The organism is Shewanella sp. BF02_Schw, assembly GCF_014596695.2.
Lineage (GTDB): Bacteria > Pseudomonadota > Gammaproteobacteria > Enterobacterales > Shewanellaceae > Shewanella.
The window spans coordinates 1-24,662 of the sequence record NZ_JABKAW020000012.1; the positions used below are offsets into that span (position 1 = coordinate 1).

A 24,662-nucleotide genomic window follows, 5' to 3' on the forward strand; every position below is an offset into this window, starting at 1 on the left:
ACTCCCACGAAAACAATTGTATCTTCTCTTTTTGCATAATAGATAACATGATTATTTATAGGGAATCGAAATGCGTTACTGGAAACTTCTTCAATGTTCGCTCCCATATGTGGGTTGTTAGCTAGTGACTGAAGCTTTTTAAACAAGGCGACTTTATATTTGTCCCACTGATTATGCCCCCACTCTTTTATCGTATACTGTCTGATTTTTGCGATGTCAGTACGGGCGTGTCCTCTGAGGTAGAATTTCACATTTTTCATTAATCGTACTTACCTGACTCTAGATCTTCAAAAAAAGTATCACCATCGACCAAATCATCTTCATCGATATTGGAAAAACGGAGTTTAACAATTTCCATTTTTAGTTCTTCCATTACCTGATAATCTTTGGAGGACATAACTACAGCCACAGATGTACCGTTCTTCAGAATCTCAACAGGTTCGCTTTGAATATTAATGAGCATTGTTCCAAATTTAGTTTTTGCTTCATTGGCATTTAAAGTTTGCATAGGTCTCACTCAATCTAGCTGTTAATATACCTTACACATTAGACGAATCGAACGATTCGGTCAAGTCGAACGGTTCGAAGATGCTGCAGTGATTAGTTCAACATTTAACACTAACAGAGCCACTTAAATAGAGGGTTATTACAACATGGGCTTGGTCAGTTTACAAAATGAAAAATCTAGGTATTTTTAGCAAAGAAATATAAATTATATCAGATAGATAATAGAAGTAACATGCAAGAAAATGGATTGTAATCTATGCCACGTATGTTGCTATGTGTAATTTGGTTTTTCTGGCTCTGTTTGGTGTGGAGGTAATAATTGTTGACCTAACCCTTTTTGTAGCATCTGTTTAATTGATGTGAGTATCTTCGTATTCATGCAAATTGCTCGGTAGCATGTTCACTCGAGGCGTTATTTTGAATACGTCTTCGCCAGTATGGTGCATTGATCTGCTCACATGTGCCCTGCTAGATCCCTAAAAATGATCATCCCGGTATGCTTTTGCGCCAGCACTGTCAGTTGCGCTTTTATAACCGATGATTTCACCCTGTAAAAGCTTATCTCTGGGTAAGACCAATAACTCCAGTCCAACCCTGAGGGATCCCCACGAATTTAATATGTTGAACGAAACCCACTTATCAGAAAGCATAAGCAAACACCTGGATTCCGGCTCAAAAGCATTGCCGGAATAACAGATTTTGGACATTCCGGATGGACTGAAAACAAAAAAGCGACCCTCCGGTCGCTTTGATATCTAAAACATCAATGAAGCCACGCCCACTAATTTACCCCCCAACAAACCATGTTGATTTCATGTGTTCTCAATCACAGCCCCTCAGTCATTGTCAATTCCGTGTCGCTTTGTACAGAGATTTGAAACCTAACTCCCCTCAAAATTAACTGTGAAAAAGCACAGAAGTATCGCGACATTGTTATTAAAAGTAGCGAGCCCAATACAGTAAATGTTAAACGTTGGACTTTGCCGATACTTGCGATGGTGCTTATAACAATATTTTTATAACACTAAGGATATATCGATGATTACACGGCAAACGTTTAATGAATCAATGTTAGCAATGATAATTAGTTCATCATTATTGCTGGCTGGATGTTCTGATGATGACCCAGTTCTTGTTGAAACTGCACAAGCGCAATATGAAAACAGAGATCAACTAGATAGCACTAATTTTCGCGCCATAACAGAAGGGTTCAAAGGTGGCCAACTATTGGTTCTTGAAACGTCGATGTTCACTAAAGAATTTAAATGGAAGCTGTCGCTTATTCAGGTTATCCAAGCACAAAGCCCTGTTGCTAAGGCCCAAGCTGCCTATATGCTCTCTCAGATGGGAGTCTCAATAGAGGAAATCCAAGGGCTATGGGACTACCCTAATCAAGATTATAGCGCAGCTGAATTAGCTGCAATGCATTACATGCAAGAGGCAGGAAACAGCCCCCCACTTTACTTCTGTTGACATACACAATAGGCTGCGTACTTGGTTCAATGACCGTCAGATTGTCGAGATATTTAACCTAGCCTCGTACGTGATTGCTGAGGCGGTTACTGAAAGCGCACTTAAGACAGTATTAGACCAAGAACCCCTAGAATGGGCCAACAGCAATTTAACATTAACGGGCTGGGCACTTTCTGAAGACTATACTGGCACAACGCAAGAGCAACGAGACATTGCAGAATCACCAGCGCGAGATAACGCAATATTCGCAGAGTTGAACGCCAGTTATGATCCAATGATGGGTAATAACCCGATTTATAGTACCGAAATTCTTAACGAGATTTATGGTAATGAGGTGCCTGCCGCAACAGATACCGATGGTGACCATGTTGAAGATGCGTTCGACATGTATGTGGCCGATAATCAACGTTGGCAAGATACTGACAACGATGGCATCACAGACAGTGAAGACGACGATGACCGTAATACGCATTGAGTTAACCAAGATGTTTTGCATGATAGTTAATCAAGTGATTGCTCCCTGGCCGTTCTGCCAAGCAGTTTACGAGCTACATGCTAAGCTACGATCATAATCCAACAACCTTTCCTTATCCCTGTCCCACGCAAATAACGTGTATCTATTGACTACACACAGAAACCGTTTAGACTGTGTATTAAATAGATATACAGGATGGTGTTATGGCTACAAAAACAGCGCCAATCAACATGCGAGTACTACCATCGGTGAGAGACATAATCGATGCGGCAGCAAGTTTGAAAAAAGTAGATAGAACCGTGTTCATTCAGCAGGCTGCACTCAATGAAGCGCATAACATATTAGCAGAACAGCGGGATTTTGTCCTTGAAGCAATGGCTTTTGAAGCTTTCGACAACGAACTAAGTGCAGATCCACGGACTCTTGAAGGCATGAAAGATCTGTTTAATAGGAAAGCGCCTTGGGAATAAGTGCACCAACACTTCTGACTGATGAGCACCAGATTAACGCCTTTCAATGTGGCATTGAAGAAATCGATACTTGGTTAAGAAAACAGGCCTTAAAAACTCAAAATCGGGGAACCGCGAGAGTGTATGTGGTCAATGACATAGCGGCCCACCAAGTGGTTGGGTACTATGCCATTGCCATGGGGTCAGTATCGAGAGAACAAGCATTCAGCTCACTAAGAAGAAATAGCCCAGATCCCATTCCCATGGTCATTTTAGCTAGGCTTGGGGTTGACAACGCCTATCAAGGTCGAGGCATTGCAGCAGGTCTTTTAAAAGATTGTATAATTCGCTCAGTACAAGCAATGAACGCTGTCGGTGGAGCAGGCATTTTAGTTCATGCTATTGATTATAGTGCGCAAACGTTCTACAAGAAATTTGGCTTCAAAGAGTCGACGTTTGATCCTTTAGTACTCATGGCGCGGATCTGCGATATCGAAAAATCATTGTCAACAGACTGAGATGACAGCTCCCCTTTCACACGGGAAGCTGTCAATATTATAAGGTCTCTAGTAAAACGGCACTGATTGCTGGAACGGTTGTACCAATTACTTCGTGAGTGCTGGCAACAACAGACATAACACTTTCAACGACTGTAGGCGTATTTGTAATGGTCAAGTATCGGTATTTCTGGAGAGATTTTAAGCCGCTTTTTTAAACTCATTATATTTCTGATGTGACGTCTTATAATCTATTGCCGAATGTCTGCGTTTGTAGTTGTAGAACTGAATATATTGCTCAACCACGCTCACTACTGCGCTGTGATTGGTAAAAGCTAAATGGTTTAATCTTTCAGTCTTTAAACTCCTAAAAAATCGTTCCATCACCGCACTATCCGACAATTTCCTCTACGACTCATACTTTGTTCAATACCTAAATGCTTTAGTTTTTCTCTGAACACGTTAGCAAAGTACTGTGATGAGCAACAAACCTTGCACGATGTTATTGAGTGCCTTGAAAGATCTTATTGTCAACGAACCACATTTTGCTATAAAAGCTGTACTGGGACATTTCTTCTTGAGGTACATACACCCGTTCCCAGATGGAAATGGAAGAACTAGCAGATTTTTGATGAACTTTATGTTCTTGCTCAGAGATTATGATTGGACAATTATTCCTGTAACTCAACTTACCAAGTACCTTGACTCCCTGGAGAGTGCCTCGATAGAGAGTAATGTTGTGCCGTTTGCTGAGTTTATAAAAGGTATAATGCCTGCTTAGAAGTTGGAAGATAATAAGTTTGATATTGAGTGCCAACTACCTTGAAAAACACCGGTTAAAGATAATGCCTATTAGGGAGATTGTGAGCGACTGGGTTGATTCAAAATCTGGAAAAACACTAATAAAGTATGCGCATTTTTATGCTAAAAGTGGATGGCTAAGGCTAGTCAAAGCTAAAGATGATACGCCATCAAAATCGACTTATCCGTTATTGATAAAGAACAATAATGGTAGCACTCGTATTTACCATGACAACATCATCGCTTTCGAGCATCATATTATGAACATGTTAAGGAAATACTGATGACAACGACCCAAGAAGCTTCATATCAACAACTCAAAGCACTTCTTGAGTGTTATTTTACAATTGATGACCAAGATTACTTGATCCCTGTATTACTGAGTTTTTCAGGTGATGCCAAGAAGGTAATCTCTTGGTTTACTCAAGAGCCTATACCCGCATTCGGTAATATCACAGCTTTAGGGGTTTGTGTTAGTGGCGATGGTAAATTGTTAATCGATTATATAAAGTCAATTCAGATGGGTGGATATGCTTAGGTTAGAGTAAGCATAAACCAATACAAACTGACACACTCACTTATTGCTGGAGACTCCACCAACGACTTTCCCCCTGATTATTAAAGCCGTAAAAGTGCTGAATGGGCACTGAATTAATGAGACATTACGGTTATTGTGAGTTTATTAAAAGGTACATTACTAGGGGCTGTTGATCTTTCACATTGGCAGCCAAATTATAGAGCAAGCTAGAGCCAGCAGGCTTTCAAAATTAATTTTCAATTTATCATAGCGGGTAGCTATCGCTCTAAAATGCTTGAGCCGAGCAAAAGCATTTTCAACTAAATGCCGATATTTGTATAAACACCAATCGATATCGCCATTTCCTTGCTTCGAATTTTGTCTTCTAGGGATCACTGGCTTTGAACCACATTCACGCACTTTATCTCTAATCGCTTCACTGTCGTAGCCTTTGTCTGCAATAATAAAATGACTTTGTGGCAATAATTCAATAAGGGCATTAGCTGCTTTGCTATCATGAACTTCTCCACCTGTAACAATGAATTCTATCGGTAAACCATAGCTATCTACCGCGAGATGGATTTTGCTTGTATTACCACCACGACTTAACCCAATTGCTTGATTTTCATCAGATGATGCACCTGAACTGTGTTGATGGGCTTTTACATAACTTCCATCAATAAATTCCCATTCAGTATCACTATTAGTCGATAATGTTTTGAACAGCCTAAGTAAAATACCTTTTCTTGACCACAGTAAAAATCGACGGTAAATGGTATTCCATAAGCCAAAATATTCAGGTAAATCTCGCCAAGGGCAGCCAACACGCAATCGGTAAAGGATACCTTCCATCGTAAATCGATGCTCTTGCTTGTTATAAACTCTATCATCAAGCAGAATAGCTTTTAGCTTCGACCACATCTCATCAGTGAGCATTAATCGGGGCATGGTAATCTCGTTGTATTTGTTTTTGGCGAAGTGAATTATACGAGATTACCTTCTTCGCACAAAATTCAAACAAAGATCAACAGCCCCTAGCCAGCTTAGCCAATTTAGTTAAGTAGCACAATTAGGTGCAACCACAAAGTCACTATACTGGTAATAAATACATTTTATATTGGGTATACCGAACATGAGTAAAAAGCCGATATCGATGGACTCTTTAAACATTAAGATAGCAAACGCTCAAGACTTAGGTACTTGCGAGGGGCGACTGTTCGATAATATTGTTGACGTTGTAGATGAGGATAAAGCTATTTTTCTCAAAGAAAGCTCAGATATGTGTATTGGTATCAGAGAAATTTTGACGGCATGCCAGATATCGAATTCTGCCGAGCATAAGCTAGCCTTGAAGCGAATTGAGCGAATATGGAATGCAGAACCTAATACCGAACGGGGAAATGAGCTAGATGAGTTGGTTGAAATTGTTTGCTCGTATGAAGAGCAATTTTTGAGCTAGATGTGAGGGGGACTGTATTCTCTGTCAAGTTACGCAGAGACTGTGATCCTTTTAATGGGTTTCGGTAAGAATGAGATTACCGCTCAACCTCCTACAGCAGCTCATGAAGATGCATGATTTGTTCAGAAGATTAGTCCAATACAAAATAACGGTTAACTTGTGGATTGATCGACAAGTAACTGTGCCATAGGTTGGGTGTTACATGACATTGAATGGCTTGTGTTGGATCTTCCTCAATCAGCCTAATGGCAGATCTCGCAAGGGTTTTTCAATGACTTCAATCATAGATTTGGTCAGCGGCAAATGCGCTTTTTCTTTCGTCCATACTTCTTAGAAACCTTCCACTGTTTGCTTGGCAGGATCCAGCACCAGCTTTTCTGGCAACATGGCTTTGGCCGCTAAATGCGATAATTCATCCAAAGTAAACTCACTGAATTTTTTACTCCGACTAACCTTTAACGCAGACAGACATTAGATCGGCTTAGTTTAATCAACATTGGGTTGCAAATAACCATTATAAGTTTGTTGCGTAAGTTTACTAAAGGGTGATTTTTAATGCCTATCGTATTAAAATACTTATCAAAGTAAACTCGCTGATTTACACTAAACCAATATTCATACTTTAAGTCACCTCAGATCGATTTAAGCCATAACAGAAATCGCATTGAAATCGACATCAGAGATATTACATTGTGGCTTACTTTCTTTGAGTGGATAGGCGATTAAACCGCCAATTACATTCAACAAAAACAACTAAACGATTGATTTTAAACCACTTTGTCCGAATAGGTTGGACCTATTTTACCGAGATACCAACCAAAAACTAATTCACTGATTTAAATCAACTTTTTACCATCACTCATACACCGGTGAGACTAAAAACCGCCAAAACATCAGCCATTGAGACGCAATTATCTGAGGCTGTAGGATGAGGCATCTCACGTGGATGGCTTAAGCGTAAGTCAGATGGGAGCTGTTTTGTGCTCTGATAAGCACTCTGGTGGGGTTTATTAGGCAGGCAAATGAAGCACCTATTATGTATGAGTGTTATTTAAGCAAGACCAACAAGAAGCCAATTGCTCGTTAAGTAGTCGTCTAGATCTATCCTGTAAGCCATCAAGAATTGTATCCCTTATATGCACTGGAAAATCTTGAGGTAATTGTAATTTAACTTTAGTGATGACTGAGTCAACTGAATTGGCTATCTCATTCATGATGTCCGCCATAGTTGCAGGATCAAAACCTACGGCTTTTGCGCTTTGAATAAAGTGCCTTGGGAAGATCTGTCCTATTTGGTACTTCTTACCTCTTGTCGCTTTGAGCCCCATAGCCAGCTTTGCATCGCAAATATTTGACCCTTTACCGCCGAGCACAGGATACAAAGATAAAATATCGTAAAAAGGGGTTAGTCGATATCCGCCACCCGCCTCAATAAAAAGTGAGAAATTTTTAGCGTGACCATCGGTTGCCGCTAATAGCCAAAACAGTACCTGAGACTTCATGAAGTTAACTCGATCTTGCTCTGAATTGGTGGAGCCTAATAAAGATGACATAATCTGCTCAATATCGGGGCCGCCGTGGCTTTCATATTTTCTCGCTAGCGGAATGTTTAATGCTTGGCAAAAGTCCTCTTGGGGCAAACGCATAATCCATTTACCATCAGATGAGCGCCTACGGTCAAAGCGTTCCACAGCAAGCGCTTTAACATCACCCACCTTAATGACCGAGCATTGCGGTACATCTAAGCCAAACTCCCTCACAATCATCATACATAAGTATTCATTTTCAACGCTGTTAGACATATCAAGAGTATGTGAATGACTCTGTATTGAACCTATGGGTAGCTTAATGATGTGCGTTGTCGGGGTCGCCTTAATAGGAAGCCGCCACTGTCCATCTAGATTAAGTAAGGCCGTTTTTTCTTGGGCACCTGCTATCGATATTCGAAAGTCATCTTCATCGGTTAACATGCCTAGTGGAATATTCGACTGATAACCCTTTAACACTCTTTCCAATGCTTGATCCGATAAGGGTTTAGACTCAATTTTTTTAATATCAAACGGCTGCTGATTATGCGGTACGAGCTGCAATGCACCGACACTGTCTTGGCCGACTTTAGCCAATAAATCGAACGCTTGGGTCGATTTAGCCTTGTGGCGAGCAACAATTCTGTTTCTCACCTCTATATTATCTGGGAGTAAATTATCGAAGAAATTGTAAACCTCATCACCTTTATACGCTTGCTTACGCAGTGGCATAGACAAAGAGATGGGACGACTGCTAGAGGTATCTAACCATTGCTGTTCATACTTAAACAGATGGGAGCCTGTGGTCGATTTAGTTAACTCTCCGACTAGGTAACCATTCATATAAACATCAAGGATAGCCATTACCACTCCTCTTTCCATTCTTGCTCAGTCGGTATCGCGTTATCATCTACAAACTCACACCCTAACTCTGGGTTTCTAACGTTAATATCTAGCTCAAGATTTAATGCCGATAATATCTTAAACAGTGTTTCTATTTTTGTAGAGTCAGGGTTCTGCTCAAAGCTAGAAACGGTATCCTGACGAATGCCGACCTTACTAGCCGCCTTACTTTGCGATAGCTTCATATTTAGCCGCGCATCTTTAAGATACGCGCTAAGCTGCTTTGAGTTCGTCACCTTCATAATCACTTTACCTATATAAACAGTTCCAATAACACTTTACACGCTATAGCAGGTAAATCAAGTTTTACACGCTATAGCAGGTAAATCGAGTTTTACACGCTATAACCGTTAAAATACTATTTACACGCTACAGCCGTTAAATATGTGATGACATACTAACGCGTGTTGCCATAAAAGAGACTGACAAAAAAAATATGAATGAATAAAAAAGAAATACTAAGGGGGAGTTTGCCCATAAGAATATCAGCTTACAGACCAATCAAAGTGGTACTAAAGTGGTGACTAAATGCATTTATCACAAAATAAAACACCAATAACACATTGAATTAAAGCTAAAATCAAAAGCTGCACCACATTCAGAGCCAAAACGTCAAATAGATTCCTGGGTAAAAAGTTACCAGCCAACAATGTCCTAAAGCCCTGTATTACTTTGTAAAGAGCCTTGTAAATACAAGGCTTTTTATTTTCTCCGTCCAAATCGGTTTGTAGATGTCCGTTACCAACTGCCTGTTAAGTGGTGGGCAGTCTCCTCATTTTGGCTCAATAAGCGTTATGCGGTGAGCAAATTGGTGGGCAGTAAGTTACCCATTTTTCGCATTTAATTCGCCACCACAATAGGTTAGTTGCTGATTCAATTAGCAAATCGGTAGTGGGCAGCCATTATCGCCCCCTCCATTATTTCAGCAGCTATGGAGTAAACATGGGAAAACTCACAGCAAAACAGGTTATTGCATACAGCAAAGCAGAACCAAAAAAAGTATTCAGACGGTGAAGGGCTTTAATTTTGTGTCCGCAAACAAGGCTCACCTTATCGAATGATCCGCTACAGCACAGCCAAAGGAGACAAGAAGCAACCTTAGGGCATTTTCCTTTAATGTCGTTAGAGGACGCTAGCATTGCCGCTGCTTATTTTCGAAAAGCAGTACGAAAGGGATAGATCCTCTTCTGGAGAAACAGAAAATCGAGTTACCTGACATTGAAACCGTCGATCAACTGTCCCATGACGGGTATCGAACCTACCTGAGTCGACGACTCAAGCCCCCCCAAATTCCATATCGGGTATACACCAAAGAGATAAGCCCTGTGATTGGTATCAAATGTATTGCCGAGGTGACTGCACGCGACGTACGCGAAGTATTAGAGCGCATCCGAGAAAGCAACCGCCCCATCATTGCCAACGACACCTTGATGTACATGAAACAGCGGTTTCGACACGCCATTAAGCTCGATTTAACGCTGAACAACCCAGCCGCAGCATTTACAGTAGATGATGCCCGTGGCGTTGAGTCTAGTAAAGACAGGATGCTCAGCAAAGAGGAAATTCACCGTTGGCCTCTCTCTTTGTATAAACAGGGGCATAATATGGTACTGCGGCCAAAGCCAGTTTTTACCTTCACCTCGGGCAAACGCAAAAACCGCTGCTGACGAGGTGGGTGTATTGCTGCTTAGGGTGATTGACGCTACCTAGGCGAGTTTGGCTATCACATGTTTGTACTACAGAAAGGGGCGAAACGGGACGCCCTATTAAAGTAGATCTTTGAGCCGGTTTAACAGCGCTTTACGGCTACTATTAGCCACAATGAAGCATTTGAAACGCTGTTCAAAAGCAGGACGATCCCCTTTGAACTGATAGGCTTCGTTCAGCTGATGCAAATCGCGTGATGCCGCATCGTAACCACTGGCGCAAGTTCGATCCGCTTGCTCTTGTGCTTGCTGCCAGCAGCGCTCACGCTGATTGTAGAGATCCGTCAACATCTTCTCTTTTTCCGCTTTTTCAATCGCCATTTTTTTTGCGAGCGCTGCGGCTTGCTCCTGCTGTAATTGGCTTTGAGCTTGTTCAAAGTAAGGAGAAATCACGTCGGGGGTTAACCCATACTGATAGGTTTCGTCTTTGTTGGCAGATTCTTTTCGCGTCATCGCTAAGGCTTGATGACGGGTTAGCTGGCCTTGTTCAAAAAGCGTGCTTAATAGCGTGTTTTTCTCCGCTTCCGTGAGATTATGCAGCCACACATCATACTGAAATTGGGCTTGTTTTGCTTGGTGACTTGGTTGTTCGTTCAGTACCATCGCAAGCGCTTTAACCCAAGCTAAGGAAATATCATACAACGCAGCAAAAGCCTGTAATTCCTCACTAAGATGCTCAAAATCGAATTGAATTAAAGGTATTTCCTCAAGTTCGTCATTACAATCTAACGCTTTGAGCCACATAAAGTACACAAGGCGCCAATTACCTTGGATTAACTCGCTGCGTAAACCAGCTAAATGCTGGAAAAAGTCGTTAGCATTTTCATCGTCAAAATATTCATAATACTCCTCGAGGGAAAAAATTAGCAATTGCCATTCTTCACTTTCGTGTACATGAAACCCATCACGTGAAAAACCAAGTAACGCATCAGGAAGAGTTCCTGCTGGTAGCTTGATGTAAGCATCGATTGTGCCCCAATCGGCATAGTAAAAACCAATGTCGAAGTATGTTAACATCAGCTCAGCGGGTTCTGCCTTTAAGTCACTGTAGGTGTAATACACCTGAAAGGACGTAGCGCTGATCTCAGCGCGGCTTGAAACGGTTCTGAGTGATTGGCATGCCTTAGCATCCAAGTACCCATCCAATCGCTCGAATTTATAGTATTGATATTCGCTCACGATGACCTTGCTATGCGTTAATGGTGAATTGAAAGGTGTGTTTTAACAAAGGCTGTACCTGAACCACTCTGGCGACGGGTTCAGCGTTTAAATAACGTCTTGGGTCAATGGTCACAAATCCCCAAAACTGTAAAAATCGCTCAATAAAACGTGATTCAATGAGTATGCTTAAACTTCTTTCTGGCGAGAAGTCATCTTCCGTAGGGAAAGACTGTCGTAAATCGGGGAAAGCCGTCATAACCTCTTCAACCAGCTGATCCACACTGTTGTGGCTTTGAATACGCCACAGCATGAACAACCAAAAGGGTCGCAAGTCGATATCGTATTCAAAACCGTCCAAATACTCCCAGTTATATTTGCTGATTGCAGCTTCTAACATAGGTTTGAAAAATGCTTGTATACCTTCGGCCTGATACTGTTTTTGCGCTGATTTTTTCACATGGTAGCGGCCGCTGCGTCGATAAATAATGCCACTAATTTCGGCTAGCACTCTGGTATAGTGCAAAGCATTAAACTTATCTTCGTTACTACCTGCAAACTCACTGATACTAATGTGACGCTCGAATTGAGCAACGGCAAACTCAGGCAATAACTCACTGGCCTGTTTGACCAATTTAGCCGGTAAGTTGCCTTTGCTCGTGGCTTTGAATGATCCATCTTGCGCCATGGCCTCATCAAGAATGAGAGCTAGATAACGCATCACAGGGCTGGCCAACAGCTCATATGGTGTGCTGATTGTCACCCACTGTAATTCATCGAAAGGCGCATAAAGCCAATTGGCCATTTGCGTTGGTGTCACACCACAAAAATCGGGATGAGGTTGATTATTGCGATCCTGGACTTTGTGCTGTAAAGCAGCGTTGAGTTCATCAAGGCTCAAATTTGGGTTCATTGCCAGCATGGCGTCGACATCACCAAATACTTGGGCATGTTGTTTGGAGAGGCTGCCCATACAACAACGTTTAAATTTTTTACCGCTGCCACAATGGCAAAGATCGTTACGACCAAGCTTCATTGTTGTGTCCCTTCTTATTATTGTAGAAAAAGCACTGCGTTTTCCTGTTTGCGCTGATCCAATGTCTTAGCAATCGCAGATACTGTCGTTTTACTGGTCCCTTGTTGCTGTGCAAAAAAAGTAAATTTGCTGAGTGCTTCAGCAACTTCTTCAATAACTTGCCTTGCATCACTCCAATTCGAAAAGCCTGCACTGCTCGCAAGTTTTTGCATCACCTTAATCGGTGGCGCTTTGCCATAACCTCCGAATGCAGTGGCGTGTTCGTTAAATGGATGCGGGCTGTACGTAACATCGTAAAAAGGTGCAGGATTCCATTGGCCATCATCAGCTTGCAAAAACGCCCAGTTTTTACTGTGGTCGTCTTGGTTAGACGACAGTAGATTAAAAATGGCGCGGCGAAATTGCAGTTGCCCAGCGGCTGGAGATTTACACAGCTGACGGCTGGCTTTGATCAAGTCAATGTAATCTAAACTTGGCGTTCGAAAGTCTGCATCCAGCAGCCCGCAGGCGCTGTGCATATGCAAGCGGCCTGAACTGCGCTTGCTGCCTAAATTGGTCTGTTCAGTGACGTAATCAAAACGCTTGAGCGCCAACCAAGCAGACGCACCGCTTGTATTCGGTGCTTCAATAAGTTGCCAAATTGGCGGTTGGCACTTTGCTTGCTCGGCCATTTGCAAATAGACCGCCTCACACAAGCCTTCTTCATGACCGAGCGCTAGATTTTTCGAGGTAAACTTAATCAGCCAAGCTTCATCACCGGATTGTGCTACGGTTCGACAATGCTGAGTTTCCCCAGCAGGCATATAAATCTGCGCCTTTGGTCTTGCTCCACCCGAACTCCCCCCAGCGACTAATGCGGCCAACACTTGTTGAGTATGCCCATCTAAATCATCGTTGTTGTCATCCATAGAATCTGACATTGAAGAATCGAACAGCGTTTGTGCTTCTAAGCCCAAGGTTGCTAAATCAATATCAGCGTGCGTCGTGGCTGAAAACTCAGACATCGGAGAAAAAGACAGCGCCCCCATGCCTTTATCACCAACAAAGGCCAGCCTGTCCATCGCTGTTAATTGATTAGGCAGAATCCCTTTTTGCCGGAAAATACGATCTTGTAACAGCATGCCCCAACCATCGGGTAAACAATCCCCAAATACGCCATGCACACCTTGGTGCGGTTGTTTAGGTGCTGCTTGAACTTGCGTATGAGCTTGTAAAGTAAAAGGCGATAAATTGCCAAACTGCTGCAAATAGCTGTCTGCATACTGAAAAAAAACGCCTTGCCGGTTCTGAGCCAAGACCCCTACCGGTACCTGCTCACCTGAGCTTAACGTGCGGGTTACGGTGAGTTTTTGAATGGGTTTAAAACTCATCTTTTAGGACCTCATCAATGCTAATGGGGGTAGCAACGCGCTCTTTGTTAGGTTGCGTGAGCTGATAAAGCCTATCCAATGAGTCGAGAGTCTGCCAAAGCAACAGCAATTGGCGAAATGAAATTTGCCCTGTCAGCTCGAATTTCTTAATGGTGGCCGCAGGCACGCAGCTGCGTTCTGCCAATGCCGTTCGTGATAGTTTTGCGCGTTGGCGTAACTCACGCAAATAAGCAGCATAGGCTTGGCTCACATCGGTATCATCAAGTAAGGTAAAATTCATCCGCAACGACTCAGTGGATACAGTTATATCCATTGTAGCGGTAAAGAAGCAAAAATAGCTACTATTGTATCCATTAATAGAAAAGGTATTGAAAATTTACTCGATAAAGCCTTTCAAAACGGCTATTTTTTAGCTCTAACAGCAGAGTGAAAACACCACTGTTTTTCTGTACTCATAACCAAGAAGCTCCACTAAAATTTAGTAAAAGCGATCGGTTTCATGTTATTACGCAGCATAAAAGCATTGCTAGGACACCAAGCCATTATAGATACGCTTGGCTCTGATATTACAAGTAACCTGCAAGTGATCCTGTTAGGTGAATTACCCCGCGACTTCGCTTCGCTCTGATCACGGGGCTTCTGCAATCTAGCTTTTAACGGCTAAGCTGCTTCTTTTTTCTCAGTTCCCACACCAAACTTTGATAGCTCAAAGACTTTCGTTTTAATCGATGTTTTCTGCTGAAATTTGGGGGTTACCCTGGCGACTATCCCAGCCGCCATTAAATCATTTTCGCCTGTGCTTTCGATAGATTTAGCTGCCGCCAAATCTCTACACTGGACTAAACCGCAGCTTTCGCAGGCAAATTCTCGCACGTTAAGGCCAAATTTATGCGTATGTTTGCATACATAACAAATGCCTGATGATTTCACATAACGACCTATTTCATGGTAAATGCCGCCATTCAATTCAACTTTGTATTTAGTCAGCGAAGTGATCATACCCATCACATTATCGTTCACCATATGTCCGTTAAATTGCTGAATACCTTTCACGTTCAAATCCTCAAACACTATGATATCACTGGTCTTGGCTATCGAGCATGATACTTCGTGAGCGAACGCTAGGCGTTGGCGTGAGATTTTTCCGTGAAGGGCATTTAAGCGTGATTTGGCTTTATGCCAGCGACTAGAGCCCTTTTCCCTTCGGCTCAACTGGACTTGAATTTGCTTTAGCTTTGTTGATGAACGTTTAAGAGCTTTTGGGTTTTTAACGTACCAACCGTTCGAACCTACAACCGTATGCTGGCTGTTAATATCGTAACCTACAATTGATGACAAGACCTGCTTAACTGTCTTGCATTCAACCTCTTGAGTGAACGACACACTCCATTTACCATGTAATAGTTTGACAGTGACCGTCTTGATTTCACTGACTAATTTACGGTGTAAAACAATCGGCACTTTGCCCACTTTCGGAATGCTGACCGCCCCATTTTCGATGCGAATGCAGTTCGAGTTATTCACACACCTAAAACTGTCATTGTGCAGTTTTTTCTGTTTAAAACTGACTTTAAACGTCGGGAATTTTTGCAACCGACTCTTAGAAAAAGAATTTTTCAAAGCAGCATCAAGATCTCTTGCCACTTGCTGTGCGGCCGCAGAATCAAAGGATTTTAACCAAGAGAACTCTTCGAAGGCCTTTAGCTCTTTAATCAATGTTGCCATTTCTGGATAGAACAAAAACGTTTTGTCGTACCTATAACGACGCAGATTTTCTGACAGCAACAAGTTCCACAACCCACGAGCACATGAACCAAACTCAATGAGTTTGACTCCTTGTTCTGCTGTCGGTTTGAGCCGAAAATTATATCTGAGCACTTTTTTCAGATACTGTATAGACTACTGTATAGCCTGATGTTGTCAAGTGGAATACTAAACTAACTCACGCTGCATGCATCTCATTGTTCTGCACTTAATGCCGACCGTTAAATATCGAAAGCAACTTATCGATTCATCCCCGCGACTTTCGCTACGCTAGGATCACGGGGTTTTCTCGACATTGTAGATAAAATGTACGGAGATCTCAGAAACCAGCTATCTCATGGGTATATGCTTGCATCAAACTATTGGGGAACTGCTCCGAAGTATTTATGGTGGCTTGTTCTTCACATTTTAATGCTGCCTCTCGCGAGGCATTGGAAATAAAACTACAAAGTAGAAGAGGCTGTTGAGTAATCTAATGCAGGGAGTGCAGCACAATGCTCTCCCTACTTTATTCAGGAAATATCCCCTATGTCTTGTCCTTGAAAAGCTCCAGCTCTCTACAAGCGATAAATCCTCTCTCGACAACTCATGATACCCAGCGCTTTCAACCTTTCCAGTAATGTCATAGCAAGTGTCATTTAGTAGAGTAACAACGTGATCTCGCCCCACATTAATCAGGGCTTTGGCTTCAGGAAACAGAGCGGCCAGAAACTGGTGAAATTTGTAACACCCACCTTCAAAAAATATGGTTTCAACATACCTATCAATCGAGCGTAAAGAGCTAATTATCCCCTCAATTTCCATGTGCCTGTTTTCTTTGTCAGTGCTTGGCTTTCAATGGGTACTTATCAGGGTGTTTAATACCGTCCATAGATAAGTCCACATCAAGATCTGGCCAACAAAAACCATCTCGACCTTGCTCTTCAACATTAAAGACGGCGCTTACAGCCGCATCCTTAAACCAAGGAAAGGCTTCAAAACTTAAGAAGTGCTCCTCCCCTTTAGCAAACAGCCAAAGACCATGGGGAGTAACTCCCAAGACCTTAGCCAAAGTGTTTATTCCAAGCTGCTCTGATTTCATCTTCGTGATCCTTAACGCTGCGCTCAAGTTTAGAAAGCTCTTTAACTGAAAGGTGGTAGCTGCTGGCTAAGCCAATTTCAGGTTCTAACCAGAACTTTGCCTCGCCTTCATGCCCTACGACATGAACATGCATTCTTGCTTCTTCATTGGAGAAAAAGAAGAACTTAAACCCTCTTTCTCGGTAAATTGCTGGACTCATCTGTACGCCTTATCTGATTAACTTAAAACTATTGTGAGCGATACCCGCTCACATGCAAAGTTATTTTGAGCGAATACTGCACACTATTTGCTATCACGTTCTATTTTCAAACCCAACACTATCAATTCAACGGCGCGACGGCGGGTCTTCCACCAATCATAAAAGGTACGGCGTGGAACCTGGGCGAGATCTGCGACTTCTGTTGCATCTAGGCCACAATTAGCTTTGCAATACTTTGAAAATTCGCCTTGTTCTTTATTTGTCATATCATCCACTTTCTTCTCAATTTGAAGGATTCTAACCTTTTTTGTTTTGTTGCTTTTCTTTTGATAAACCACTCTGCAATCGGACTATAAGCCGTATAATCCATTGCGAGGATCTTGCTAATGGAATCATCACTAAAGCCTGTTGTGATCATGATATCATTTGTGCTCATTCCTGCTTTATATGACTCAATAACGCACGTTCTAACAAGTGATAGACGCCTTACACCTACATCCCAGAGCCCTGCATTTTTAATTAACTGATCTAACAGCCTGTTCATTGCGTGTGGGCTGATGCTTTCCCCTCTATTTTGCACAGTGAACGGCTTGAGATTGTCATCGACAAATAACGGGGCGTTTGGGTTTAGGCTCAGGTAGTGCTTGTGAGGTATCGTATTGATCCTCAATTCAACCAGCCATTTAATATACTTTTCGAACGCCCTTTTTAGCTCATCGTTAGCCAGCACAATAGGCCGCTCTGCGCCGTCACGAGTTATGGTGTCAGGAAGTACCGCAAACTCGTGAAATGAGCCGTCAGGTGCAATAAAGACACTTACAGTTACCAGAGTTAGTTCAAGCTCTCTCAAGCCTAGAATAGCAGCCATTAGCAAGAGTAATTTATTTCTATGTTTTAGCTCAGTTGTTCGGCCAAAGTTTCGGCTAATCAGTGGATCATACAGTTCACCATTAACCAGTGGTCTACCATTCATAAACGCAAATATAGTTATTAACTTGCGTTTATACTGGGCTTTATTTATCTAAATGGCAAGCGATAAAGCAGCAAGGCCGCATTATTAGCGGCCTTGGGATTAGGGATATAGGAAACGTTCGTCAGAAAAAAGCTCATTAAAGGGGGTTGGGTTTAAATATTTTATTTATTCGATTTCTCTCAGCGCTTTTTTTACTTCAGTTTCAGCGCTGTCTAACTCTCTTATCGCTTTACGAATATCATAATCATCTTCTACACCGGACTCCTACAAATCATCATTTCGATATACTTTTGCGCCAGAACTGTCAGTTGCGCTTTTTATAACCGATGATTTCACCCTGTAAAAACTTATCTCTGGGTAAGACTAATAACTCCAACCCAACCCCCCTAAGGGCTTTGCCTAACACTAAAGCGCTAGCTTTCGATTTATCTCCTTCAATCTCAGATAATGCCTTCCTTGTTATGCCAACCATTTTGGCATATTGCTCTTGATTAGCGAACAGCATTTCAGTACGCAATCTCTGTAAAGCCTTACCCGTCGTGATCTGACTGGTCATAAGCTCAATGCAAATACTTTTCATAAGCTCATCTTTGACAGAGCTCGGCAATTTTTGACGCTTTGCAGCAAGTGGTAGTCGGCCATGACGATTATCTTGGGCTAGCATTTTGGCCTTTTCTGTCATAGTAATTTCCAAGTTTTGAATTTCTTCTCTAAATGTTCATACCCCATACTTGGGGAAGAGAGAATAGATTGGGGAACACCTCGGTTTCCAAGCCTTTGCTTGAGATCAAGTAATTCTATTGCTGTCTGAGCCAATGCATCTAAAAGCGCTTTTGGTTCAATAAGATCAGCAAGACTATTGGCGATGTTAACAAAATCATATTGTCCACCTAATTCAAGTCCTCCTCCCCATACAAAAGTCCTTGATATCACTTCTGGATCGGCTTTCATGGGGGCAAAGTCATAAATAGGCGCCAGGGACACACAGTTGTTCTGCTTGATAAATGACGTATTACGACCGTGATTATCAGAATTACCAAAAACAATATTAAGCAAGTCCCTGCGAACCCACTGAGTAACAAACGCTGCGATTCCATCCTCTGCATCGAGAAACGTAGTTGTTTCACTGTTGCTTTTTAAAGTAAATACTTCTATCAAAGCGCGAATGACCTCACCATGCTCCATCATAGTCGCAGGAGCAATATCTAAGACAGAATAAACTGACTCCATACCAAGCAGCTGCTGTTTATCGCCTATTGTTGCAACATCGAACCTTGGCAACCACAGTGATGGACCTCGCTCGCTCTCCATCAACCGCATTTCATCAGTGGGTATACTCAAGTGAATTCAAACTGCAGGTTTTAATTTCTGAAAGTTATCATTAATTGTATCACCGAGTGTATCGGCAATATCGGGGAGGGTGATGCTAAAAAAGTCAGTGATTTTTCGTCGGAATTCTTTTGTCGTTGCGAAGTATTGCCCATTCCTCGCATGTTTATTCATTACCTTCCACAATCGTTCTATTGGGTTTAAATTTGGACTATAAGGCGGCAGGTAATGCAATGTTATATTCAGATTTTTAGCCTCTTTAACTACTAAGGCATTTCGATGGTATCCAGCGCCATCAAGCACCAAATGGATAACACCACTTGTTGAGTAACGCGCTCTAATTTGGTTTAAAAAATCGATGATGGATGCACCGTTAACCGTTTTGCTATATTGCTCAATGACCGCTTCTGTTAAGTGACCAAGTCGGATTGCACCAACCACGTTAATACGGGTTCGGCTTCCCGTCGTTTCTATCGGTTTATCAACGCCTTTTTTTATCCAGCCTGCGGTGATTTTTGTGGCTTGGGTCGGATGAACCGCATCCATAAATAATAACGGTTCATCAGGGGTTAACGAGGATTTTAGTTGCTCATAATATTCAATGAAAGCCGTTTGTTTGTCTTCATCAAATTTGTGAGGAACCCCTTTAGGGTTTTTATAGCTGAACTGATGTTTATGCAGCCATTTATTGAGGCCTGACACTGTGTACTTAATCTGAAATTGTTCTGAGATATAAGCGACTATTTGATGGCTATGCAAGTAGGTCACCTCACACAGGTGTGCAATCAATAGTTCAGTTTGCTCTTGACTCAGATAACTTAAGGAGCCGCCACTATTACACGTGAGTTTTTGGTCGTGAGCATAGGCATCAATGTATCGAACTACGGTCGTTTCGTGAATACGTAACGCTTGGGCAATCATTGGCGTTGGCCAATTTTCATCGCGTAGTAAAATGGCTTTAATGCGATCACACTCACGCCTATCACTCGAGCTTTTATGTCGAGTTTCCAATGCTACTTTTTGTTCTGGCGAGAGTGTAATTTGTTTCATGGGGCTATGATGATCCCATTTGGGACAAAATCAAGCATTTTCAATGATCACGGGTATATAGTATCGAAACCTAGCGCATTAAGTTCGTGATAGAAGTGAAACTCAGCCCTTAAAATATCGTGGTCGATACTTGCACTTCCTCTTGGAAATTTAACTAAGTATCGGGTGTCTAGATTACTTGGATTATCTTGAAAGGTATCGATCCACACTCTGTCATCTGGATCACAACGAAGAAGTAATTTAGGCGCTGCACCACCAGCACCAGACGCACCGCCGGCAGCAGCTCCATTGGCCTGTGCATATTCGATAAAGTCGACTTCAAGCCTACAAACATCGTCAACGCTAAACGTTACCGGTATTGGGTTAATCATCGTTTTAGGTACCGACTCCTTCACCCTGATATTGCCTATCGGTGCGATAGTACCTTGAGATAACAAGATAAAATTCCTGGTAAACTTATCTTCATCGAGCAAGCGCAGTGTTCGTAGCCAGTATTTACGACTTGAGCCTGAGGGAATAATGTCATCTAAAAAACGAAACCAGTTTTTATGATTTCGATAGGGCATGCTGTCGTTTGGCAAAGTAACGCTGGCTGCTGTTTCTGCAAAATCATTATAGTGTCCAAACACATGATCTATTTCATAGTCCAGCCGACAAAAGCTTGGCTCAAGGTGTTCAGCAAACTCGATAGTCGCAACATCATGCCACTCAAAAGCGTAGTTAATTTGAATCGTAATTGCTTTAGACATTATGTATCCATTTCGGTTCAATAATGAGTGTAAAACCAATTTATTGAAACAATATTAGCACATTAAATAGCTATTACATCATTTATTGACACGATTTCGACTCAAAAAATTAAAACCAGTTTGTGGCTACAGAGCGCCTTAAGTCACCTAGATTCTGTCAAACAATCGCAAATGAACACCGTTTAGCCCGCTAAATAAGTGCATTTGTGGGCAGTAAAAAGCAAATAGCCACTGCTCGTTGTGTTGAGGCTAACATGGAACATGCTCAATCAATCGTCTTTATCGATCTTGAAAACGCTAGAGGTGAGGAGTCTCCCGAGCCAAAGCAACAGCCCGCGCAGCTCTCGTCGTAATAGAACGTCTTACCCCAAAAGGGAAATAACAAAAACCCTTAAAATCAATAGCTTAACAAAATATTCCAGCCTATTTTACCGATATCCCAACCATCCTCTACCATTTGACTTTATTTGCTTTTTATCCGCACTCATACACCAGTGAGACTGAAAACCACTCAAACATCAGCCATTGAGACACATTTTTCTGAGGTTGTTGGATGAGACATTCACGTGGATGGCCTCAGCGTAAGTCAGATGGGATCTGTTTTATACTCTGGTAAGCCCATTTATCGATGACTGAAAGCCATGTGGCTTCGCAGAAAAAGACTCACGTTCAGTCACGGCAATAGATTTTTGCTGCGACTGAACGTCAGGCCGAGTGGACATCAAAACCCAGTTGGACGGAGTGAGGCCATTACTCACTGTGACATCAATCCCTCGCACAGCGCTCAATGATTATGCCCACACCACAATAAATGGTTTAATGCTTAGGCACAGTGACGTTAATAAGTATATTCAACGTTATAGAAGCCCAAATTCATTACATCACTTCCTTTTGATAACGGACTGAGATCAGGATCAGCCATTCGACTTTGTTCAACCGCTAACCTTCGCCATTCATCCAACGTTTTTTTATCACCATAACTTGTCGCCAAAAATCGGATATACCGATCACCTAATACGTTAATACTCGCGTCCAGCGAGGGGGTGAAACTGAAGTTAGGTATGGTTCCCCTGATCCCACCATGCAACCGCCACACTACACCACCATCACCGTTTCTCCCACCGAGGACTATTTCACTAAAAGCAATGTCATCACTGGCATTAGAAAAATCATATTGATAAGGGGCTTGTTGGCTGCGTATTGTTTCATATAATGAATATGCCTCTTTAGAAAACGCGTTATTAACATCCAATACCATTTCGCTTGAAGCATTACCTTGTTGATCCAGCTTACGAATGGCCGAATTGGCAGAATAACCCACCGTGTCGTAAACATTAATTTGTTTAGTTATATTAGATGACACGTAATAATGTCCTCCAATAGTCGGATAAATAAAGATGGGCTCATTGGCGTAGTTATAGCTATCCCAGCCACCTGAAGAATAAGCATGTATATCATCTTCACTGCTATTTATCGGATCGTTAACCATGACTCCTTCATGAGTAAAATCATCGAGACTTAAGGTGTATTCATCCAGATTGGTTAAGTCAATCTGTCCAGCTTGACTCGATTGATGGTCAGCTGCCACTAACTGAATATCTATGGGCCCTTGCACATCACACCATTCAAGAAAGTAATCTGCCGTATAGGGTGTTAAATATCCCTGTCCACCGTTGATATTAAGTTTGCTATCAGGGGAGGACTCAATCAAATTTTGAACAAAAAATGTGACATCCTTGCAACCACAATCAGGTGCATAGCTCAAATTAGTGAAATGAATGACACCTAAATCTCCCCCTTTCGTATCCATAATGGTATCAATACTCAACGTTCTAAAACCATAATTGCGGGTAAAATAATTCAGCGCAACCGTAGTGATATGTTCAGCATCACTCGGCCATGCAGTAGTTAACAGACCATTTGAGTCTGTTACATGCTCTGCAATCACGTCGCCTTGTGCATTATGAAAAAGAACTTCTACACCCGCTTTGGGCGATTGTACATTACATTTATTCGTCACAACGGTATTGAGCGTAAGTTGTGTATTGATTGGATTGTTTGATGGTTCACCCGAGTTGGCGGTTCCTGCATCATCGCCGCTGCCTCCACCACATCCTAATAATAGTATTGAGGTGAATGACGAAGTTAGCATCCATTTTGTCGTTCTCATATCTCTTCCTTAATATGATCGAGCTGAACAGTGAAAGGGAAAGCCCCATCAAAAAGTTCATGTTAAGTTTATAAAAATAGGAATAACACCGATTAAATACAGAGTGGCCACACCTTCGTGGAATACAATTTAAGACTCCCTGTTTGGCGCATAATATAACTGATACTAATCGTTCACCCAAACGATTTGTTGTCAATTTGATTTCTATTTGTTAAATTCTCGTGCAGCTTGCTTCATCGTCCAGCGACTCCCGCCGATCAGTCGTATCAATTAAACCACATCACAGGTAAGGTTTAGCGGATACACACTGTCATTAAGCATAAACTGCAATGGCACTGATACTCACCTCTTCTTTATTAACCAGACAAACTGGAGTTTAACACTAGGTTGGGGCGTACCATTTGATTAATGATTACGGGCAATAAAGCGTCGGGTAAGCTTCAGGAAAGGCCGCTCCCCACAGAATTATTGTTTTCTGGTATTTTTACATTGGTCCTCTTGTATTCCATAACCAGAACAGGTCTTCCTCTGCGAACTAACTGTCATAACCGCTTCTTTCTTGTATTTAACCTGATACATAAAGGTTTAATAGGTAAGAAATGTTAGATCACGCTGCTTTTTAACGATAATGCTACCATCCACTAAACTCGCTTTAGTATCGAGTAAGACTCAGTCAAAAAAGGTCGCTTTTATCATGACGATAAAACCTACCGCTATCAACGTTATTTAGTTGCTTAGCGATGAAGCTAATTTTAGTAGTGGTAACGACACGAAATTATCGTGATAGCGTGATCATCAACAGCATAAACAAGCCTATTTGTGTCATCAATACGACGCGACCAAAAGCCAGATAAGTTTTCCTTTAGTGGCTCTGGTTTACCTATGCCCTCAAATGGCGAACGTTTAACATCATTGATCAGCTTATTAATTCGCTTTAGTGTTTTCTTGTCTTGAGTTTGCCAGTACAAATAGTCATTCCAAGCATCGTCAGTCCAGGAAAGTAAACGCATGCGACTACTCATCAATTAACTCTCGTGCTGTTGTTTTACCAGCACGATACTGCGCTATGGAACGATTTAAATGCTCGGCATTTTCAGGCGAGCGAAGTAAATGAACTGTCTCCATAAGACTATTGTAATAGTCTAGAGACATAACCACTGCATCTTCCGAGTCACGGCGAGTTATTACGGTTGTGTCAGCATCATTAACGACACCGTCTAAAACGGCTTTGAGACTGTTTCTAGCTTCAGTAAAAGATACGATCTTCATATGAACCTCCACATGTACATTTAATTGCACAAGTATAGCCTTATACGTTTAAGTTGTACAGCTAATTGGACATGTGATATTGATAAGGCAACTAACGTTTTAGTCATTTATGCGTTGCACTGTTTGCATCGTGAGCTTACGGCAGTATAGCGTGACATCATCAATTTACAGGCACAGCTTGACCTAGGCGGTTAAGCCTAA

At 41.9% G+C, this 24,662-nt stretch carries 28 protein-coding genes and 5 pseudogenes; 8 read left to right on the forward strand and 25 right to left on the reverse strand.

Annotation, left to right across the window (positions count from 1 at the left end):
* A partial coding sequence (locus tag HNW13_RS23145) for a type II toxin-antitoxin system RelE/ParE family toxin (RefSeq protein ID WP_208062958.1) occupies positions 1-260 on the reverse strand: 260 nt, incomplete at its 3' end.
* Positions 260-508: a type II toxin-antitoxin system Phd/YefM family antitoxin gene (locus tag HNW13_RS23150; RefSeq protein ID WP_192115915.1), complete on the reverse strand. Its 249-nt coding sequence runs from the start codon at positions 506-508 to the stop codon at positions 260-262. The genes HNW13_RS23150 and HNW13_RS23145, both read right to left, overlap by 1 nt.
* Positions 509-1,545: 1,037 nt before the next feature.
* Here HNW13_RS23150 and HNW13_RS23155 point away from each other — a divergent pair.
* From HNW13_RS23155 to HNW13_RS23170, 4 genes are all read left to right on the forward strand, one after another.
* Positions 1,546-1,980, forward strand: a complete 435-nt coding sequence (locus tag HNW13_RS23155; RefSeq protein ID WP_192115914.1) for a hypothetical protein — start codon at positions 1,546-1,548, stop codon at positions 1,978-1,980.
* Positions 1,981-2,050: 70 nt separating this feature from the next.
* On the forward strand, positions 2,051-2,455 hold the full coding sequence (locus tag HNW13_RS23160; RefSeq protein WP_192115913.1) for a hypothetical protein: 405 nt from the start codon (positions 2,051-2,053) through the stop codon (positions 2,453-2,455).
* 203 nt (positions 2,456-2,658) lie between these two features.
* The gene (locus tag HNW13_RS23165) at positions 2,659-2,925 is read left to right on the forward strand and encodes a DUF1778 domain-containing protein (protein WP_192115912.1); all 267 of its coding nucleotides are present in this window, start codon (positions 2,659-2,661) and stop codon (positions 2,923-2,925) included.
* A complete protein-coding gene (locus tag HNW13_RS23170; protein WP_192115911.1) occupies positions 2,916-3,422 on the forward strand; it encodes a GNAT family N-acetyltransferase in 507 nt (168 codons plus the stop codon). The genes HNW13_RS23165 and HNW13_RS23170 overlap by 10 nt, the downstream gene beginning before the upstream one ends.
* A gap of 180 nt (positions 3,423-3,602) precedes the next feature.
* Here HNW13_RS23170 and HNW13_RS23175 read toward each other — a convergent pair.
* Positions 3,603-3,877, reverse strand: a pseudogene (locus HNW13_RS23175) (integrase core domain-containing protein); the annotation flags it as partial.
* A 608-nt stretch (positions 3,878-4,485) separates the two neighbouring features.
* On the opposite strand from HNW13_RS23175, the gene HNW13_RS23185 reads away from it, so the two are divergent.
* The gene (locus HNW13_RS23185; protein ID WP_192115909.1) at positions 4,486-4,740 is read left to right on the forward strand and encodes a hypothetical protein; all 255 of its coding nucleotides are present in this window, start codon (positions 4,486-4,488) and stop codon (positions 4,738-4,740) included.
* A 177-nt stretch (positions 4,741-4,917) separates the two neighbouring features.
* Here HNW13_RS23185 and HNW13_RS23190 read toward each other — a convergent pair whose 3' ends face one another.
* Entirely contained in the window at positions 4,918-5,667 is a 750-nt protein-coding gene (locus HNW13_RS23190) for an IS5 family transposase (RefSeq protein ID WP_124011573.1), read from the reverse strand.
* A 184-nt stretch (positions 5,668-5,851) separates the two neighbouring features.
* On the opposite strand from HNW13_RS23190, the gene HNW13_RS23195 reads away from it, so the two are divergent.
* On the forward strand, positions 5,852-6,178 hold the full coding sequence (locus HNW13_RS23195) for a hypothetical protein (RefSeq protein WP_192115908.1): 327 nt from the start codon (positions 5,852-5,854) through the stop codon (positions 6,176-6,178).
* Positions 6,179-6,415: 237 nt separating this feature from the next.
* On the opposite strand, the pseudogene HNW13_RS23200 reads toward HNW13_RS23195, so the two are convergent.
* The 4 genes and pseudogenes from HNW13_RS23200 to HNW13_RS23215 all read right to left on the reverse strand — a co-directional run.
* Positions 6,416-6,643: pseudogene (locus HNW13_RS23200) on the reverse strand (type II toxin-antitoxin system HipA family toxin); the annotation flags it as partial.
* Between the two features lie 177 nt (positions 6,644-6,820).
* Positions 6,821-6,928, reverse strand: a pseudogene (locus HNW13_RS23205) (IS982 family transposase); the annotation flags it as partial.
* Positions 6,929-7,212: 284 nt separating this feature from the next.
* On the reverse strand, positions 7,213-8,568 hold the full coding sequence (locus HNW13_RS23210; protein WP_192115907.1) for a type II toxin-antitoxin system HipA family toxin: 1,356 nt from the start codon (positions 8,566-8,568) through the stop codon (positions 7,213-7,215).
* A complete protein-coding gene (locus tag HNW13_RS23215; protein WP_192115906.1) occupies positions 8,568-8,849 on the reverse strand; it encodes a helix-turn-helix domain-containing protein in 282 nt (93 codons plus the stop codon). Before HNW13_RS23215 ends, HNW13_RS23210 begins: the two co-directional genes overlap by 1 nt.
* Positions 8,850-9,549: 700 nt before the next feature.
* On the opposite strand from HNW13_RS23215, the pseudogene HNW13_RS23220 reads away from it, so the two are divergent.
* Positions 9,550-10,196 (forward strand): annotated as a pseudogene (locus HNW13_RS23220) (Arm DNA-binding domain-containing protein); the annotation flags it as partial.
* A 14-nt stretch (positions 10,197-10,210) separates the two neighbouring features.
* Here the strand turns inward: HNW13_RS23220 and HNW13_RS23755 are convergent.
* From HNW13_RS23755 to HNW13_RS23290, 14 genes and pseudogenes are all read right to left on the reverse strand, one after another.
* Positions 10,211-10,288, reverse strand: a pseudogene (locus HNW13_RS23755) (AlpA family phage regulatory protein); the annotation flags it as partial.
* An 85-nt stretch (positions 10,289-10,373) separates the two neighbouring features.
* Positions 10,374-11,492, reverse strand: coding sequence for a hypothetical protein (locus HNW13_RS23230; protein WP_192115905.1), 1,119 nt, complete (start codon positions 11,490-11,492; stop codon positions 10,374-10,376).
* 10 nt (positions 11,493-11,502) lie between these two features.
* A complete protein-coding gene (locus tag HNW13_RS23235; protein WP_192115904.1) occupies positions 11,503-12,507 on the reverse strand; it encodes an SEC-C domain-containing protein in 1,005 nt (334 codons plus the stop codon).
* A gap of 17 nt (positions 12,508-12,524) precedes the next feature.
* A complete protein-coding gene (locus HNW13_RS23240) occupies positions 12,525-13,877 on the reverse strand; it encodes a type II toxin-antitoxin system HipA family toxin (RefSeq protein ID WP_192115903.1) in 1,353 nt (450 codons plus the stop codon).
* Complete coding sequence (locus HNW13_RS23245) at positions 13,867-14,157, reverse strand: helix-turn-helix transcriptional regulator (protein ID WP_192115902.1); 291 nt, start codon at positions 14,155-14,157, stop codon at positions 13,867-13,869. The genes HNW13_RS23240 and HNW13_RS23245 overlap by 11 nt, the downstream gene beginning before the upstream one ends.
* Positions 14,158-14,537: 380 nt before the next feature.
* A complete protein-coding gene (locus HNW13_RS23250; RefSeq protein ID WP_347813097.1) occupies positions 14,538-15,755 on the reverse strand; it encodes a transposase in 1,218 nt (405 codons plus the stop codon).
* Positions 15,756-16,461: 706 nt separating this feature from the next.
* Positions 16,462-16,722 (reverse strand): DUF2442 domain-containing protein, encoded by a 261-nt coding sequence (locus HNW13_RS23255; RefSeq protein ID WP_124013271.1) that lies wholly within the window; start codon positions 16,720-16,722, stop codon positions 16,462-16,464.
* Positions 16,685-16,921: a DUF4160 domain-containing protein gene (locus HNW13_RS23260; RefSeq protein ID WP_192115901.1), complete on the reverse strand. Its 237-nt coding sequence runs from the start codon at positions 16,919-16,921 to the stop codon at positions 16,685-16,687. The genes HNW13_RS23255 and HNW13_RS23260 overlap by 38 nt, the downstream gene beginning before the upstream one ends.
* A gap of 83 nt (positions 16,922-17,004) precedes the next feature.
* On the reverse strand, positions 17,005-17,196 hold the full coding sequence (locus tag HNW13_RS23265; RefSeq protein ID WP_192115900.1) for a hypothetical protein: 192 nt from the start codon (positions 17,194-17,196) through the stop codon (positions 17,005-17,007).
* Positions 17,184-17,789, reverse strand: a complete 606-nt coding sequence (locus HNW13_RS23270; protein WP_243756382.1) for an integrase — start codon at positions 17,787-17,789, stop codon at positions 17,184-17,186. The genes HNW13_RS23265 and HNW13_RS23270 overlap by 13 nt, the downstream gene beginning before the upstream one ends.
* Before the next feature lie 409 nt (positions 17,790-18,198).
* Positions 18,199-18,576 carry a helix-turn-helix transcriptional regulator gene (locus tag HNW13_RS23275; RefSeq protein WP_124013267.1) on the reverse strand — a complete coding sequence of 126 codons (378 nt, stop codon included), beginning with the start codon at positions 18,574-18,576 and terminating at the stop codon, positions 18,199-18,201.
* Entirely contained in the window at positions 18,573-19,235 is a 663-nt protein-coding gene (locus HNW13_RS23280) for a HipA domain-containing protein (protein WP_194956158.1), read from the reverse strand. The genes HNW13_RS23275 and HNW13_RS23280 overlap by 4 nt, the downstream gene beginning before the upstream one ends.
* Before the next feature lie 6 nt (positions 19,236-19,241).
* Complete coding sequence (locus HNW13_RS23285) at positions 19,242-20,273, reverse strand: IS630 family transposase (RefSeq protein WP_124013279.1); 1,032 nt, start codon at positions 20,271-20,273, stop codon at positions 19,242-19,244.
* A 47-nt stretch (positions 20,274-20,320) separates the two neighbouring features.
* The gene (locus tag HNW13_RS23290) at positions 20,321-21,022 is read right to left on the reverse strand and encodes a hypothetical protein (protein WP_192115894.1); all 702 of its coding nucleotides are present in this window, start codon (positions 21,020-21,022) and stop codon (positions 20,321-20,323) included.
* A gap of 206 nt (positions 21,023-21,228) precedes the next feature.
* On the opposite strand from HNW13_RS23290, the gene HNW13_RS23295 reads away from it, so the two are divergent.
* Positions 21,229-21,375 (forward strand): hypothetical protein, encoded by a 147-nt coding sequence (locus tag HNW13_RS23295; RefSeq protein ID WP_192115893.1) that lies wholly within the window; start codon positions 21,229-21,231, stop codon positions 21,373-21,375.
* A gap of 485 nt (positions 21,376-21,860) precedes the next feature.
* Here HNW13_RS23295 and HNW13_RS23300 read toward each other — a convergent pair whose 3' ends face one another.
* The 3 genes from HNW13_RS23300 to HNW13_RS23310 all read right to left on the reverse strand — a co-directional run bounded on the left by HNW13_RS23300 (position 21,861) and on the right by HNW13_RS23310 (position 24,461).
* Entirely contained in the window at positions 21,861-23,192 is a 1,332-nt protein-coding gene (locus tag HNW13_RS23300; protein ID WP_192115892.1) for a hypothetical protein, read from the reverse strand.
* A gap of 752 nt (positions 23,193-23,944) precedes the next feature.
* Positions 23,945-24,214 (reverse strand): Txe/YoeB family addiction module toxin, encoded by a 270-nt coding sequence (locus HNW13_RS23305; protein ID WP_192115891.1) that lies wholly within the window; start codon positions 24,212-24,214, stop codon positions 23,945-23,947.
* Positions 24,207-24,461, reverse strand: a complete 255-nt coding sequence (locus tag HNW13_RS23310) for a type II toxin-antitoxin system prevent-host-death family antitoxin (protein WP_124013263.1) — start codon at positions 24,459-24,461, stop codon at positions 24,207-24,209. Before HNW13_RS23310 ends, HNW13_RS23305 begins: the two co-directional genes overlap by 8 nt.
* Positions 24,462-24,662: the final 201 nt, after the last annotated feature.

Bases quoted from the DNA above. Each gene is read 5' to 3' on its own strand.
- HNW13_RS23190 (WP_124011573.1), bottom strand. From the start codon at position 5,667: ATGCCCCGATTAATGCTCACTGATGAGATGTGGTCGAAGCTAAAAGCT.
- HNW13_RS23235 (WP_192115904.1), bottom strand. From the start codon at position 12,507: ATGAAGCTTGGTCGTAACGATCTTTGCCATTGTGGCAGCGGTAAAAAA.
- HNW13_RS23150 (WP_192115915.1), bottom strand. From the start codon at position 508: ATGCAAACTTTAAATGCCAATGAAGCAAAAACTAAATTTGGAACAATG.
- HNW13_RS23195 (WP_192115908.1), top strand. From the start codon at position 5,852: ATGAGTAAAAAGCCGATATCGATGGACTCTTTAAACATTAAGATAGCA.
- HNW13_RS23210 (WP_192115907.1), bottom strand. From the start codon at position 8,568: ATGGCTATCCTTGATGTTTATATGAATGGTTACCTAGTCGGAGAGTTA.
- HNW13_RS23290 (WP_192115894.1), bottom strand. From the start codon at position 21,022: ATGTCTAAAGCAATTACGATTCAAATTAACTACGCTTTTGAGTGGCAT.
- HNW13_RS23270 (WP_243756382.1), bottom strand. From the start codon at position 17,789: ATGGCTGCTATTCTAGGCTTGAGAGAGCTTGAACTAACTCTGGTAACT.
- HNW13_RS23310 (WP_124013263.1), bottom strand. From the start codon at position 24,461: ATGAAGATCGTATCTTTTACTGAAGCTAGAAACAGTCTCAAAGCCGTT.
- HNW13_RS23300 (WP_192115892.1), bottom strand. From the start codon at position 23,192: ATGAGAACGACAAAATGGATGCTAACTTCGTCATTCACCTCAATACTA.
- HNW13_RS23165 (WP_192115912.1), top strand. From the start codon at position 2,659: ATGGCTACAAAAACAGCGCCAATCAACATGCGAGTACTACCATCGGTG.
- HNW13_RS23240 (WP_192115903.1), bottom strand. From the start codon at position 13,877: ATGAGTTTTAAACCCATTCAAAAACTCACCGTAACCCGCACGTTAAGC.
- HNW13_RS23215 (WP_192115906.1), bottom strand. From the start codon at position 8,849: ATGAAGGTGACGAACTCAAAGCAGCTTAGCGCGTATCTTAAAGATGCG.
- HNW13_RS23185 (WP_192115909.1), top strand. From the start codon at position 4,486: ATGACAACGACCCAAGAAGCTTCATATCAACAACTCAAAGCACTTCTT.
- HNW13_RS23245 (WP_192115902.1), bottom strand. From the start codon at position 14,157: ATGAATTTTACCTTACTTGATGATACCGATGTGAGCCAAGCCTATGCT.
- HNW13_RS23255 (WP_124013271.1), bottom strand. From the start codon at position 16,722: ATGAAATCAGAGCAGCTTGGAATAAACACTTTGGCTAAGGTCTTGGGA.
- HNW13_RS23260 (WP_192115901.1), bottom strand. From the start codon at position 16,921: ATGAGTCCAGCAATTTACCGAGAAAGAGGGTTTAAGTTCTTCTTTTTC.
- HNW13_RS23275 (WP_124013267.1), bottom strand. From the start codon at position 18,576: ATGACAGAAAAGGCCAAAATGCTAGCCCAAGATAATCGTCATGGCCGA.
- HNW13_RS23285 (WP_124013279.1), bottom strand. From the start codon at position 20,273: ATGAAACAAATTACACTCTCGCCAGAACAAAAAGTAGCATTGGAAACT.
- HNW13_RS23305 (WP_192115891.1), bottom strand. From the start codon at position 24,214: ATGAGTAGTCGCATGCGTTTACTTTCCTGGACTGACGATGCTTGGAAT.
- HNW13_RS23155 (WP_192115914.1), top strand. From the start codon at position 1,546: ATGATTACACGGCAAACGTTTAATGAATCAATGTTAGCAATGATAATT.